The organism is Nitratidesulfovibrio vulgaris str. Hildenborough (assembly GCF_000195755.1).
Lineage (GTDB): Bacteria > Desulfobacterota > Desulfovibrionia > Desulfovibrionales > Desulfovibrionaceae > Nitratidesulfovibrio > Nitratidesulfovibrio vulgaris.
Genome location: NC_002937.3, coordinates 3,422,655 through 3,436,975, shown reverse-complemented (window position 1 = coordinate 3,436,975; position 14,321 = coordinate 3,422,655). Strand labels below are relative to the sequence as shown.

At 66.0% G+C, this 14,321-nt stretch carries 11 protein-coding genes and 2 tRNA genes; 6 read left to right on the top strand and 7 right to left on the bottom strand.

The features are described 5' to 3' along the window. Positions 1-7: 7 nt before the first annotated feature. Positions 8-658: a succinate dehydrogenase/fumarate reductase cytochrome b subunit gene (locus DVU_RS15350; protein WP_010940519.1), complete on the bottom strand. Its 651-nt coding sequence runs from the start codon at positions 656-658 to the stop codon at positions 8-10. A gap of 264 nt (positions 659-922) precedes the next feature. Between DVU_RS15350 and DVU_RS15345 the strand changes: the two genes are divergently transcribed. After that, positions 923-1,117 carry a hypothetical protein gene (locus tag DVU_RS15345; RefSeq protein WP_014524635.1) on the top strand — a complete coding sequence of 65 codons (195 nt, stop codon included), beginning with the start codon at positions 923-925 and terminating at the stop codon, positions 1,115-1,117. 262 nt (positions 1,118-1,379) lie between these two features. On the opposite strand, the gene DVU_RS15340 is transcribed toward DVU_RS15345, so the two are convergent. Beyond that, a complete protein-coding gene (locus tag DVU_RS15340) occupies positions 1,380-2,153 on the bottom strand; it encodes an exodeoxyribonuclease III (RefSeq protein WP_010940517.1) in 774 nt (257 codons plus the stop codon). Positions 2,154-2,937: 784 nt separating this feature from the next. Continuing rightward, positions 2,938-3,013, bottom strand: a tRNA-His gene (locus DVU_RS15335). A gap of 91 nt (positions 3,014-3,104) precedes the next feature. Here DVU_RS15335 and murA point away from each other — a divergent pair. Together murA and DVU_RS15325 are read left to right on the top strand one after the other, a co-directional pair. Then, positions 3,105-4,358, top strand: a complete 1,254-nt coding sequence (gene murA / locus DVU_RS15330) for a UDP-N-acetylglucosamine 1-carboxyvinyltransferase (RefSeq protein WP_010940516.1) — start codon at positions 3,105-3,107, stop codon at positions 4,356-4,358. A 133-nt stretch (positions 4,359-4,491) separates the two neighbouring features. After that, entirely contained in the window at positions 4,492-7,416 is a 2,925-nt protein-coding gene (locus DVU_RS15325) for a ComEC/Rec2 family competence protein (RefSeq protein ID WP_010940515.1), read from the top strand. Between the two features lie 271 nt (positions 7,417-7,687). On the opposite strand, the gene mutM is transcribed toward DVU_RS15325, so the two are convergent. The 4 genes from mutM to DVU_RS15305 form a co-directional block, all read right to left on the bottom strand. Continuing rightward, complete coding sequence (gene mutM / locus DVU_RS15320) at positions 7,688-8,785, bottom strand: bifunctional DNA-formamidopyrimidine glycosylase/DNA-(apurinic or apyrimidinic site) lyase (protein WP_010940514.1); 1,098 nt, start codon at positions 8,783-8,785, stop codon at positions 7,688-7,690. A gap of 95 nt (positions 8,786-8,880) precedes the next feature. After that, the gene (locus DVU_RS15315; RefSeq protein WP_010940513.1) at positions 8,881-9,279 is read right to left on the bottom strand and encodes a type II toxin-antitoxin system HicB family antitoxin; all 399 of its coding nucleotides are present in this window, start codon (positions 9,277-9,279) and stop codon (positions 8,881-8,883) included. A gap of 35 nt (positions 9,280-9,314) precedes the next feature. Next, the gene (locus DVU_RS15310; protein ID WP_010940512.1) at positions 9,315-10,679 is read right to left on the bottom strand and encodes a ChaN family lipoprotein; all 1,365 of its coding nucleotides are present in this window, start codon (positions 10,677-10,679) and stop codon (positions 9,315-9,317) included. Next, positions 10,670-11,935, bottom strand: coding sequence for a phenylacetate--CoA ligase family protein (locus DVU_RS15305; RefSeq protein WP_010940511.1), 1,266 nt, complete (start codon positions 11,933-11,935; stop codon positions 10,670-10,672). Before DVU_RS15305 ends, DVU_RS15310 begins: the two co-directional genes overlap by 10 nt. A gap of 349 nt (positions 11,936-12,284) precedes the next feature. Here DVU_RS15305 and DVU_RS15295 point away from each other — a divergent pair, with 349 nt between their 5' ends. From DVU_RS15295 to DVU_RS15285, 3 genes are all read left to right on the top strand, one after another. Then, positions 12,285-12,824, top strand: a complete 540-nt coding sequence (locus DVU_RS15295; protein WP_010940509.1) for an HPP family protein — start codon at positions 12,285-12,287, stop codon at positions 12,822-12,824. 476 nt (positions 12,825-13,300) lie between these two features. Continuing rightward, positions 13,301-13,876: a hypothetical protein gene (locus DVU_RS15290; RefSeq protein WP_041722858.1), complete on the top strand. Its 576-nt coding sequence runs from the start codon at positions 13,301-13,303 to the stop codon at positions 13,874-13,876. A gap of 129 nt (positions 13,877-14,005) precedes the next feature. Further along, a tRNA-Phe gene (locus tag DVU_RS15285) sits at positions 14,006-14,081 on the top strand. The last annotated feature ends 240 nt before the right edge of the window (positions 14,082-14,321 follow it).

Genomic DNA, 14,321 nt, shown 5'->3' with positions numbered 1-14,321 from the left:
GATTCTCCTAGAGGGGCAGCGTCCACAGACGCAGGAGGGTGAGCAGGGCGAGACCCAGAAAGGCCCCGATGAACCAGCGTTCCCAGCGGCGGGCCTTGGGCCGCGCGGCTGATGCGAGCGCGCCCCACTTGACCGAGAGTCGCCACACGCCGATGGCGAGGTGCAGCACCAGCACCGGAAGCAGGGCGAGGTAGAAGAAACCCCACGGCCCGTGCTGCACACGAACCGCACTGGTACCCGCCGCCACGGGCATGACCATGAACCCTTCCCACATGTGCACGGTGACCATGAGCAGCAGGACCAGCGCCGTCAGCACCTGTACGACCCATCGCCATGTGTCGGCGTGGTGCAACAACCGGGCGTGGCGGTACATGACGATCGATTCCGCCATGCGGAAGGGAATCTTGCGCCCTACCGCGACGATGTGCGCCACGAAGGCCGCAACGACGATGGCACCGCCCACGGCTTCGGCATGGACGGCTTCGAAGAGTGCGGAAAGCCCGTCCATGGCCCCCGCGCCGAAGAGTACGCTGGAGAGGAAGACCATGTGCATACACACGAACAGGGCGAGAAACGCCCCCGAGAGCATCTGCACCACGTCGAAGAGGCCGTCGTAGCGCGTTGTTCCCGTCTTGCCGACAGGGGGAAGGGAAGCCATGCATCGCCTCCTGCTGAAGATGGTACGCAAGCGGGTTCGGCACCCGGCTGCGAGGGTGTCATCGTATCATCGCCAGAGGTGTCGGAAGCCGACGTTTTCCGGCATCATGCACCTTGTACCATACCGTCATGGCTGTCAAATCTGGTTGAGTGCCAAACCAGCGGGGCATGGTTTGCATTTCGTCGGAACCGAGGCTATGCCAAAGGCTTGCCTGCGGCAGACCGATGGCCCCGCAGGCGGGATACCGAGAAAGAGGTATGCGATATGCAGGAGAGACTTGAAGAATTGCTGCGCCTTGCGCGCGAGATGGGGCTTCCGGTGCAGCCGGGGGCGAAGGTGACCGATGTGGTGCGCTTGCTCAACGGCAACCCGGACATCGCCCCCGACCTTGTCGAGGCACTCGACGCCGCCCTGAATGCGGCCCTCGTCCCCGCACCTGCCCAAAGCGACGCCCGTTAACAGGAGCATGTGCGGCACGCCTTCCCGGTATGGGGGCGTGCCGCTTCATTTTCCGTCTGGGCGGGGTGTCCCGTCTCGCCGTGAAGGCTGTGCGGCGTGTTCCGTGACGCCCGAGTGCATCCCCTGGCTGTCCCACGTTTCCCTTGTCGGGGGCGGGGTATGCTGCAGGCGGGCGGGGCTGCACGGCAGGCAGGTTGCCGAGGCACCCGGTACGTCGGGTGCGTGACGGTGCGCCTGACAAGGCCGGTGAGTCGGGGGTGGGTCAGACTTCCAGTTCAAGACCCACGGGGCAGTGGTCCGAACCCATCACGTCCATCTCTATCCACGCATCGCGCACGGCCCCGCGCAACTCTTCGGAGACGAAGAAGTAGTCGATGCGCCACCCCACATTACGGGCGCGGGCGCGCGTCTTGTACGACCACCACGAGTACCGGTCGGCCTCGTCGCCCCGCACATGCCGGAACGTATCCACATAGCCCGCCGCCACGAAGCGGTCCATCCACGCCCTCTCTTCAGGGAGAAAGCCCGAGACCGTCTCGTTCTCCTTGGGGCGCGCAAGGTCGATGGGCCTGTGCGCGGTGTTGAAGTCGCCGCAAACCACGATGGGCCTGTCGCGTCGCAGGGTTTCGGCGTGTTCGAGAAAGGCCTCGTAGTAGCCCATCTTGTAGCGCAGACGCTCTTCGCCCATGCCCCCGTTGGGGAAGTAGATGTTGAAGAAGTGGAACTCCGGGAAGGTGAGGTGCAGGCAGCGCCCCTCGCCGCGGAAGCGTTCGTCGGGCAGGTCGTAGGCCACATCGAGGGGCGTGTGGCGACTGAAGACCGCCACGCCCGAATAGCCCTTCTTGACGGTGGCGGGCAGCCACCACGCATGCCATCCATCAGGGGAACGGTGCTCCTCGCCCACCTGTGCGGGGTCGGCCTTCGTCTCCTGCAGGGCCACCACGTCCGCCGTGGTGGTGGAGAACCAGTTCCATTCGGGCTTGCTGCTGACGGCCCTGAAGCCGTTGACGTTCCATGAGACGAGTCTGTAGCGCATGGTCTCCTCGCTGGGGATGTCGATGTCTGCTCCACGCGGTTCACGGGCTGGCAGGCTTGGGAGGCTCCGGGCGTGATTCCCGCATGGGCGTGAGGCCCCGGACGAAGAAGCGCCGCAGAGGCGGCGACCTTGCCCGTTGCATCGTGGTCGCCAGCGGTGTGCCATCTTGAAGGGTGAAGCCTTAGCTGTTCTAGCCAGCTTCGGCAGCCATGGCAATGCAGCGACGGTGCCGGAAGTGTTTGCCAGAGCATTCACCGGACGCCTTCGCCATGGGGACCATGCCGGGACGGTCAGGGTGCTGCCGGTCTGGGAACGGGCGTCATGGTGTGGTGCCAATGTGCCGTGTCTGGCGTGTCGTGCCGCGCCACCCGAGGTGCCCGACACCTACGGTATGCAGGGATGGCCGAAGCTTTCAGAGGACGCCCTCGCCGGACTGCGTGGGCAACACCCTGTTATACAGGGGGCTTGTGCGGAGAGGCTTCGGGCATCACGCCCCGACTCACGCCCTGTCGCGTATCTGGCCCCACACAGGGCTTTCGTTTTGGAGGGCATCAAGGTATCTTCCGTCGCTGCGGCACGGCGACCCGTCGGCGTGCCGCCATTCCCCCTGCACGCCTTACGTCAGGGATGCACGAGGCGACAATGCTGCACCCCATAGCCGTACATCATGGAATGCCGTGCGATGCAGGCGCGCTCTGGCGCGGCCTTTTGCCTTCGCATCCGCGGGGCCATGCACAGGGCGCAAAAAAAGGCCCTGTGAAACAGGGCCTGAAGACGCTTGGAATGGGGCGAATGATGGGACTTGAACCCACGGCCACCTGGGCCACAACCAGGTGCTCTACCTGCTGAGCTACATCCGCCACAAGCGAGAGACGGCATATACACCTTGCCCCCCGACGGGGTCAAGCGTTTTCAGCATAGCACCGAACGACCATCGCAAGGAAACCACACATGGACAAACTGGTCATCGAGGGCGGCGTGCCCCTGACGGGCACCATCAACGTCAGCGGTTCCAAGAACGCCGCACTCCCCATCCTCATGGCCTCCATCCTCGCCGAGGAGCCCGTCACCTACACCAACGTGCCGCGTCTGCGCGACATTCATACCACCAACAAGCTTCTGAGCATTCTCGGCTGCCCGGCGGAGTTCGAGGGCGACACCGTGAGCGTGCGCCCCTGCGACCTCAAGCCGGAAGCCCCGTACGACCTGGTCAAGACCATGCGCGCCTCCGTGCTCTGCCTCGGCCCGCTGCTGGCACGCCTTGGCGAGGCGCGGGTCGCCCTGCCCGGCGGCTGCGCCATCGGCGCACGGCCCGTCGACCTGCACCTCACCGCGCTCGAGAAGATGGGCGCACGGTTCGAACTTGAGGAAGGCTACATCATAGGCCGTTGCCGCAAGCTGAAGGGCGCGCACATCTATTTCGACTTCCCCACCGTGGGCGGCACCGAGAACCTGCTCATGGCGGCGACCCTCGCCGAGGGCGAGACCATCCTCGAGAACGCCGCGCGCGAACCCGAGGTCGTGGACCTCGCCCGCTTCCTCATCGCCTGCGGTGCGAAAATCGAAGGGCACGGGACCAGCGTCATCCGCGTTCAGGGTGTGCCGCGCCTGCATGGTTGCGAGTACGCGATCATGCCCGACCGCATCGAGGCCGGTACGTTCCTCGTGGCGGCGGGCATCACCGGGGGCGAGTTGCTGCTCACCGGTTGCCCGTGGGAGGAACTCGATGCCGTCATCGTCAAGCTCAATGCCATGGGGATGCACATCGAGAAGACATCCGAGGGCGTGCTGGCGAAGCGCCGCAACGGGGGCTTGCGCGGCACGGACGTGACCACCCAGCCCTTCCCCGGCTTCCCCACCGACATGCAGGCGCAGGTGATGTCACTCATGTGCCTCGCCGAGGGAACGAGCGTGGTGCAGGAGAACATCTTCGAGAACCGCTTCATGCATGTTCTCGAACTGGTGCGCATGGGGGCCGACATCCGTATCTCCGGGCGTTCCGCCGTGGTGCGCGGGGTCAAGCGACTCACGGGCGCCCCGGTCATGGCCTCCGACCTTCGAGCCAGTGCCTCGCTGGTGCTTGCCGGTCTTGCCGCGCGGGGCACCACCCATGTGCAGCGCATCTACCACCTCGACCGCGGCTACGAACGCATCGAACTCAAACTCAACGCCGTGGGTGCCCGCATCCGCCGCGAAGCCGAATGATGAACGAGGGCCGCACCGGTGATACGGGGCGGCCCTTCCCGTACCTGCGGGTTGGGGGCGGAGTGCCTCCGGCCCTGCGTCACCGGTCCCGCCCGTAGCCTCGGCCCCAACTCCGCCACCGGGTAGCCATGCCATGAACCTTGCCCGTACCCCTTCACTGCTTTTCCGACAGGTGTGCATGCTGGCGTGGGTCGGTGGGCTTTTTGCGGCGCGACATCCCCTGCCGGCACTGTGTGCGTTCGCCCTGCTGCTGGCGGGAGACTGGCCCCGCGCCCGCGTCCCTGCACGGTTCGTGCTGCTGTGCCTGTGCTATGCCGCCGGATGGGGCGTGGCCCTCGCCGCCCTGCCCGAGACGCCGCCCACCCCGGCGTGGGTGACGGGCAAGCCGCAGCGGGTGACGGGCATCGTGGATGATGTGGATGGCCTGCCGGATGGCCGACTTCGCATCATGCTGCGCGACGTGCACCCCGTGTTTCCGGAAGGCGGTGCGTCTCCGGTGGTGACCGCCGGGGACGAAGGCGACGGTAGCGAGGCTGAAGGCCTGCCTGTTGACGTTGCAGAGGGTGAGGACAGGGCGGACAGCAGGCCCGCGAGGCCCACCGTGGCGGAGAACGCGGCAGGACGCGGCGAAGGGGCGGGACAGCCGGAGACCGCACGCGCAGGTTCGCACCTGCCACCCGAAGTCCGCGCCATGGGCGGCGAGACCGGACGAGGCGTTCAGCCCGCCCCCCTCGTCCCCCCTGCCCCGCCTCTACCCGGAAGGCTTGTCTGGACATGGGAGCACCCCGTGGCGCTTCCCCTCACCGGGCAGACGGTGACGGCGACCCTCGCCGTGAAGCCGGTGCGTGGCTTCGCCAACCCCGGCGGTCAGGACAGTGCCGCCTACTGGCAACGCCGCGACGCGCATTTCAGGGCATGGGCCCGGGATGACATGCCCCGTGCCGAGGTGACGGGCGCGCCGTCCGGCCCTGCGGCCCTGCGCGCATGGCTGCGGGAGAGGCTTGTCGATACGCTTGGCGGCCCGCAGGGCATCACGCGCGGGGGCGGTGTGCTGCTGGCCATACTCTTCGGCGACAGGTTCCACCTCGACAGCGCCATGCTCGACCTCTTCGCCCGCACCGACCTCCTGCACAGTCTTGCGCTTTCGGGGCAGCACCTCGCCGTGGCGGGCCTCTTCGCGGGGGCGGCGGTGTTGCTGGTCGGCCGGTTCACCCCCGGTGTCTTCCTGCGCCTGCCGCGCCGCAAGCTGCTATTCGTCCTTTCGTTGCCGCCCGCCGCAGCGTACCTCTGGCTTGGGAATGCCCCGCCGTCTCTGGTGCGTGCCGCGCTCATGCTCCTTTTCTGGACGGTGCTGGCCCTTGCCGACAGGCCCGGCGTACTGCTGGACGGCCTCTTGTGGGCCGTGGGCTGCATCCTCCTCTTCGACCCCGATGCGGTGTACGACCTCGGTCTGCAACTCTCGGCCCTCGCCGTGGCGTCCATCGCCCTCAGCCTGCCCTTCGCGGCGTGGCTTCACGGTGGCGGTCATCATGGAAATTTCAGACCGGGGACCGCGCCACCGCTGGCAGGCGTGACCGGAAGCACAGGGACCTTGAGCACAGGCACGGAGGGCATTTCCGATGCGGGAGGGCCCGACACCGCTACGCTGCGCGATGGGGTGTGGCAGCGGGTGCGGCGTACCCTGATGCTCATGGCCCTGACCACGCTGGCAGTGCAGGTGGCCTTGCTTCCCGTGCAACTCATTGGCTTCGGCAGGGCCAGCCCGTGGTTCGCGCTCAACCTGCTGTGGCTGCCCTTCGCCGACCTCGTGGTACTGCCTCTGGGGGCGTTGGGCCTTGTGTGTGAAGCCGCCGACCTCACGCGCCCGCTGGCTGGGCCGTTGCTCATGGTGGCCGCCCTGCCCTGTGAAGGGTTGATGTGGCTGCTGGAGTGGATGGAGGGGGCGGGGCTGCTGGCCGTGCCCGCCATGCTGCGCCCGCACTGGACGGCGGCACTGGGGTACGGCGCGCTGGTGGTTGCGTTCGCTTCGTTGCCCGGTCGGCTGTTCCATTTCCCTGCCCGTGGCAGGGCTTCGCATCATGCCCCTCATGGCGCGACACCCGCGGGTACCCTCTTGGCGGGGGCAAGGGCGGCTGCCCCGTGCCTGCCGCCGCTGGCGAGACGCCTGCTGCCCTTTGCCCTCGCCCTGCTTCTGGCGGGCCCGGTGCTGCGGCTGTATGCCGCAACGGACGGCACCGTGCGGGTCTCAGTGCTCGATGTGGGGCAGGGGCAGGCCATCGCCATCGACCTTCCGGGTGACAGGCGGCTTCTGGTGGACGGCGGGGGCTTCAACTCCCCCCGTTTCGACGCCGGACGCGACCTCGTGGCCCCCGCGCTGACTGCCAATCGTTCGCCGCGCCTTGATATGGTGCTCAACACCCATCCGGACACCGACCATCTGCGCGGTCTCATCCACATCCTCGACCGTTTCGCCGTGGACGCGTTCGCCACCAATGGCGACGCACCGCGCGGTCTCAATGCCCGCGACCTTTCCCGGGTGCTGGCACGCACCGGTATGGAGGCGACCCCGATGTACGCTGGTGAGGTGCTGCCCCTCGGTGACGGACTGGCGTTGCGTGTGCTGCACCCGCCGCAGAAGCATCGCGGGTCGAGCAACAACAAGGCACTGGTGTTGCGTCTTGAGCGAGATGGCAGGGGGCTGGCGGTGTTGTGCGGTGATGCCGAGGCCCCGGCCCTGCGAGACATCCTGCGCAGTGGCGCACCGCTGAAGGCGGAGGTGCTGGTGCTGCCGCACCACGGGTCTGCGTCGAGTCTGCTGCCCGCCTTCTATGATGCGGTGGCCCCGCGCCTTGCCATCGCCAGTTGCGGTGTGGACAACAGGTATGGCTTTCCCGTCGCAGCCGTGCGGGCTGCGCTGGCTGAACGTGGCGTGACGCTACGCACCACGGGGGAGGCCGGGTGCATCATGCTGGGATGGGATGACGGCGGTCGAGGCCCGTTGACGTTGGATACGAGTCGCGACAGGGGGGCTGCGGACACGTCGGCCTTCGGGGAGTGACGGGCCTCTCAGCACGAAGGCTGACGGACGGGCAACACGCGGCCCTTGAGGCGCCGGGTACTGCGTTCCGGCTGGCTGTTCCTGCTGCATTGGCGCTCTGCCGGAGTCCAGCCTTCAAGGGCAAGACGCGGACGGCATCATGCCGTGCATGTGTCCTGCCGTGGGCCGGTCTGCCGATGCCGTGGGCTGCCCCCCCGTGGCGGATGGGGGACGTGCGACACGTCATTCCCGCACCCTGCGCCTCACACTCCAGAATCGACGACTCGGCCTGTCACCGTTGGCACTGCGGGCAGAAGACCGTGGTGCGTCCTGCTACCTGCGCCGTGGCGAGAGTCGTGCCGCAGTGACGGCAAGGCTGCCCGCCCCGCCCGTAGACCCTGAAGCTGTTCTGGAAGGCCCCCGCATCGCCGTGTGCATCGCGGTAGTCACGGATGGAACTGCCGCATTCGGCGATGGACTCGCGCAGCACATCCTGAAGATGCCCGTGCAGGGCGAAGAGGCGTTCCGGCGTCAGGGTATGGGCCTGCGTGTCGGGGCGGATGCCGGCACGGAACAGCGACTCGTCGGCATAGATGTTGCCAACCCCCGCCACGACCTTCTGGTCGAGCAACAGGGCCTTGATGCGCCCTCGCCTGCGGGCGAGCCGCGCCGCGAAGCCGCGCGCTTCAGTCTCGAGGGGCTCGGGGCCGAGGTCGCGCCAGAAAGGCCACAGCGCAAGGCTGCGCCGGGTGATGCAACGCACATAGCCGAACTTGCGGGCGTCATCGAAGAAGAGGCGAGTGCCGCCTTCAAGGTCGAAGACCACGCGGGTGTGGATACCCGCCGGGGTTGCGGGCGGGTGGATGAAGAGGCGTCCGGTCATCTTGAGGTGGAAGGCGAGACCGAGGACGGTGTCGTCATCCGCTACGGCTACAGCGTCAGAGTTTTCGGTGCCTCCGGTTCCGGGCAAGGTGCTTCCCGTCCGCGATGTGCCATCCATGCCATCGCCGTGCCCCGCGAGACGGCCCCGTGTCTGTTGCCCGTCCGCAAGAAGGGGGGCACAGGCATGGACTGACGTGGCGCACCCTGCGGCATGAAAGCCGTGCGTGACGAGGAAGTCGCGAACCGTGGAAGAGGAGAGACCTTCAGGTCGCGGTTGTCCTGCGTGGCCGACAGGTGGCAATGACGCGAACGCCACAAGCAGCAGCTTGCCGCGCCGTCCCACATCCGCGATGCGTTGCCCCTGCACGGCCTCCGTGAAGGCGGCAGGTGTGCACAGCGGACCTTCCAGCGTGCCGGGGTTGTGCACCGTAACACCCACGATGCGCCGCCCTGAAAGGGCCGGACGCAAGCCGCAGGCGATGGTTTCCACTTCAGGCAGTTCAGGCATGACCTGTTCTCCGTCACTGGGGTCGGTGTGTTGTCGGTGCTGAGGGGCTATGCCTGCTGCGCCGCGCTACCCTCGGCTTGTGCAGGTGTGCGTTCCTAGTCGCAGCCCATGCGGTTGCACATGTCATGCAGTGCCGTCACCACCAGTGACGAACGGCTCATGTCCCATTCATGCGCGAGACGGTCGAGCAGTTCCTTTTCGTCTTCGCTGATGGTCAGCGTCACCTTGACGTTGCGGCGTGGTTCGAGACGCACGGGCACCATCAGCAGGGCTACGCCCGGTGCCCCCAGTCCATCTACCCTGTCCGGGGTCGTGGGTTCGGGGGGCGTGCCACCACGACCGATGAGGCCGCGAACGTGTTCGGCGAGCACTTCTTCAGCGAGCCCGTAGACTTCGCAAAGGGTGTCTGCCGTGGCTTCGCAGTCGGGAAAGTCAGGGAAGACAACGGTATAGGCATCCTCGCCTTCGGGCGAGAGGAGTGCGGGATAGAGCACGTCGGGCTCCTGAGGATGAGTGGAGGTCTCGGGGGTCAGGGTTTCGCCCCGGCACGGCCGGGGACGGTGATGGTGTGCGACGCGCCGTCGCGCAGCACGGTGAAGACGATGGATGCGCCGGAAGCCGCAGCCGCAGACCCGGCCTCGTGCAGCACCTTGGGTGAATCCACGGTGCGTCCGCCAGCGGTCAGCACCACATCGCCGGGCAAGAAGCCCGCAGCGGCGGCGGGTGAACCGGGCAGCACCTCTGCGATGCGGACACGTCCGTCATCGAAGGTGAAGGCGAGGCCCAGCCTTGGCGGGGCTGCGTCGCATCTGAAGAATATGTCGGCCTGTGCCGGGTCTGGCGTGCCGTCTCCTCGCCATGGATGGACAAGCACGATGCGCGCGGTGGGGTCGAAACCCCGCAGACGCCGTGCGATGCCCCAACCGTATTCGACATGCCCGCCACCCGCAAGGATGTAGACCGGGCCGCCGATGTCGATGCGGGCGCGCACAGCTTCGTAGGCCATGGTCGCATCCCAGACCGACTGGACGAGCATGAAGCTGTCGAATGCCCGGCGCATGGCCTCCGGCATGGTCTGTTCCGGGGCTGCGGGGGCTGCCGCCTGCACTGTTTCCGTGGGCATTCCCGCGGTGGCGGCAGTACCCGAGGGCATTCCGGTCGAAGAGGCTGCGCCTGTGGCGGAGGTGGCGCCACCGGGCTTGCGCATCTCGCGCATGGTCATGTGCTCGCGGAAGACCTCTTCCAGCGTCGCGCGCTGCCCTTCAGAAGGAGGCATGACCACGGACGGGATGAGGGCGCGTTCTGCGGGCGGCAGGCCTTCCAGCCCTTCACGGCCCGCCTTGCGGGCGAGTCCGGCGGGCAGGTTGAGGCCGCGCACCGGTAGCCCCGCAGAGGCGATGACCTCGAAGACGGGGCGGTACAGTGCGAAATCGTAGCCCCAGTTGGTGCGCCAGTCCACGGCGTCGGGCAGGGCGTCGATGCCGAGGCTGCCGGCCGAAAGACGCCACAGCGCGGGGTTGGTGGCGGTGGGCAGCATCTCCAGCCCGACGACCGGGCGAAGGCCCGCGTCCGTCAGCAGGCGCAACAGGCGCGCCTGCTGACGGTGGTCGCACGGCGAGGTGTGCGACTCGCCCACGAGGATGTAGTCGGCCCCGGCGAGGCGGCGCACGACATCGGAAGATGCAATCAGCGAACCGTCGCCCTGCACGAAACTCCCCACCGGAACGGCAGCAGCCGTAGCGGCGGAGACCTGTCCGGCGCGCGGCACGTCATCCTGCGGCGAGGCCACAGGCACGACTCCGTGCGATGCCGCAGGCGGCCGCCCCGCAAGGGAGCAGCCGCCTGTCAGCATGAACAGGCAGAGAATCAGGGCGCAACGGGCCGCTAGTCCCATACGCGCTTGTCCTCGATGGGACGAATCTGCGGCGGCAGGGTGCCGGGCGTGAGGATCTTGAGGTCGGGGCGCAGCTTGATCTTCTCGCGGAACTGGTGGAGCAGCTCGTCTTCGCGACGGAAGTTGCTGGCTTCGATGAGCAGGGTCATCTCGTCGATGCCGCCGGGGTTGGTGACTTCGATCTGCCAGCGCTTCACCTCTTCGAAACGCGACATGACCTGCTCGACCTGATGCGGGTAGACGAACATGCCCTTGATGCGGGCGGTGGTGTCGACACGGCCCACGATGCTGCCGAGACGGGGGCTGGTGCGCCCGCAGAGGCAGGGCGAGCGGTCGATGTACGACAGGTCGCCGGTGGCGAGACGGATGAGCGGATAGGTCTTGTTGAAGGCGGTGACGACGATCTCACCCACTTCGCCGTCCTTCAGCGGAATGCCGGTGTCGGGGTGGCATATCTCGACGAAGCAGCGGTTGGCGATGTGCAGGCCGGTCTTGTGGAAGCATTCGTAGCCGATGCAGCCCACGTCGGCGGTGCCGTAGCCCTGACGCATGACCATGTCGAACTTCTTCTCGAGCTGGGCGCGCATCTTCTCGGACAGGCGTTCGCCGGTGACGAACGCCACTTCGAGGAAGAGGTCCTTGCGCAGGTTGAGGCCCTTCTCCTCTGCCTTCTGGGCGAGGTGCATGAGGTAGCTGGGCGTGCCCACGTAGCCGGAGACGCGCAGCTTCTGCATGATGTCGAGCTGGGTGCTGGCGTCGGAGGGGCCCGCGGGCACCACGGCGCAGCCGAGGTTGCGCAGAGGCTCTTCGAACATCAGGCCCGCCGGGGCGAGGTGGTAGTTGAAGGTGATCTGCGACAGGTCGCCGGGACGGAAGCCCACGGAATAGAAGGCCTCGGTGTAGCCCCAGTAGTCGTCGGCGCGGTCTTCGGGGTCGAATATGGGGCCGGGGGAGAGGAATATGCGCTTGAGCTCGCCAAGGTCCTTGGTGAGCAGACCGCCCAGACGCGGCCCCATAGACTGAAGGAAGATGAGTTCCTTCTTCTTGAGGATGGGGATGTGCTTGAGGTCAGACAGCGTCTTGAACTTCTCCACGCTGAACTGGGCGCGGTCGAAACGCTTCTTCACGTCCTCGGAGTAGCGGTAGGCGTAGGCCAGCAGGTCTTTGAGCTGGATGAGGTAGTATTGCCTGCGCTCGCTCTCGTCGAGCACTTCACGGCGGCTGTAGATGCCTTCTGTGCGGTCTTTGCGGGTCATATGCGGTGTTCTCCCTTGTTCAGGAAACGATTTTCCCAGAATAAACGCAATCGATAACCAATCGAACGGCGAGTGGCAAGTATTATGTTAATAAAATAATATTTTCAGTATGTTGTGGTGATAACAGAACTCTATTGCCACCCTGTTCCTCCATGCGGCTGTGGTGCTGCCACCCGTATCATCGCTGCCAGCACCCCATGGGGCGGCACGCGGCAGGACGCTCTTCGGGCGCAAAGTCGCGTGACAGGCGGCGTCTGTGACCCACGTCACGGTATGCCCGGCGCAAGGGGCGCACAACCGGGGATGCGCCTTGCGCAATCCAAGGCGTGGCAACAGCACAGGAGAGAACGTGAGACACTACTTCGGAAAGATGCGTGGCTGCGGGCGCAGCCAGTGCGCGGCAGACCCTCTTGAAGCCGCGTGGTCGTTCATCGGGGCCATCTGCGGCATCGGACTCGTGGCGTGGCTGTGTGAACATCTGGCCTCCCCCTCGGACGGTGCGATTCTCATCGGTTCGTTCGGTGCCTCTGCCGTGCTGGCCTACGGTGCGCCTGCGGGCCCTCTTTCACAGCCGCGCAACCTCGTGGGGGGGCATGTGCTTTCAGCATTGGTCGGCGTGGCCACGTGGCAGGCGCTGGGTGGCACACCCTGGCTTGCGGCTGCGGTTGCCGTGGGTACGGCCATCGCCCTCATGCACATGACGGGCACACTCCATCCCCCCGGAGGTGCGACGGCCCTCATCGCCGTGACGGGAAGCCCGGCAATCCACGACCTCGGGTACGGGTACGTCGTGGCCCCAGTGGGTGCCGGTGCATTCATCATTCTGGGGGTGGCCCTTGTCATCAACAACATCCCGAAGCACAGGCGCTACCCGCAGCACTGGTGGTGACTCCCTCCCGTGAATGCATGAGAGGCGCGGACCATGGGAAGCGCGATGGTGCCTCTGCCGATGGGGTGCCATGGGAGTGTTCCAGCATGAAAAGCCCTTGTGGCGACGCATGCTGCAACCGTCGTAGTGTGCGATATCCGTGCGTCAGACCCGCAAGGTACGTCGCCGCCGTGGCTGCCTGGTTCGTGGCTATCCCGTCGGTGCCACTGCCCCCCCGGTAACCCCATCCGTTTTGGGGGCACTGACTGCGACGCCAGAAGGCAGGAGGGGCTGGCGACGGCGGGTGTCAGGCCCGGTCCTTCCATAAAAAACGAAGTGTTGCCACAAGGCGTATGGTTGGACTACGCTCCATGCGCGAAGCGCAGCGCCGGAACGTGCCATGCCCGTTGCGGGGATGGAGACCCCTGTTGTTCGCCGCGCGCAATCCGGTGGGGCTTTGGTCTTTCGCGTCTGGACATCAGCAGCAAGGGGGATATGTGTACGTCGGCATCCATACCGTAAGCCTTCCGCAGGCCCTCGCCGAGGCGCGCAAGCGCATCATCCTCAACCTTGCCCTGTACGACCGCTTCGCGCGGTCGCCCGACCTTTGCGACGCCCTTTCCTGCGCCTTGGGGCAGCCCGGCTTCGGCCGACTCTCCATCATCACCATCCCCTTCATCTCGCGCAAGGCATGGCTCGATGAATTCCTGCAACTGCTGCGTCCCGGTCAGGGCATCGCAGAGACGGAACATGAGTTCGCTGCCTCGCGGGATTTCATCGTGCGGCTTGCGGTACGCCATGAAGGGCTTGTCGAAGTGTACGAGACGCGCGCCCTGCCCTGCGTACCCTGCATCATCATCGACGATCGCATCATCTTCGGGCATTACGCCCATGCTACAGTCCCGGCCGAACAGGGGTACTGGTTCAGCGTCAACGCGCCTGTGGACGAACTGCTCATGTGGGCCGCTTCCGGAAGGCCCGCAGCCGACGCCACGCCAAGGCAGCTTGCAGCCTACCGTTTCGTGTCCGACTGCCATAACGCCATGCGTCAGGCCAAGCGGATGTTGCTGTAACCACTTTGGACAGCATGCGGCGCGGGGCGGGTTCGTGCGATTCCGCCAAGGGCCGTCATGTTTTTTGGGACAGGGATAAAAAAAGGCTTGCCAAGCTCCGGCTTTTTGCCTATTCACAGCCTTCGCGACGCCGAGGTAGCTCAGTTGGTAGAGCAGGGGACTGAAAATCCCCGTGTCGGGAGTTCAATTCTCTCCCTCGGCACCACGGAAATCAACGGGTTAGGAGTATATCCTAACCCGTTTTTCGTGCTGTTGAGTACCTCTGTGTACCTTTGTAGACCACAGCGTGTAATAAGTGCAAAAAGCCCTCTTTCGGGGGGCTCTGTAAGCGCACGAACGCTTTGGCATTGTGTCGCAGGCGAAGTGGCACAGGAAAAGACGGCAAGAAGCCCCCGGCATGATGGTGTCGGGGGCTTCGTTCTTTCAGGCGGTTTCAGAGGGCTTC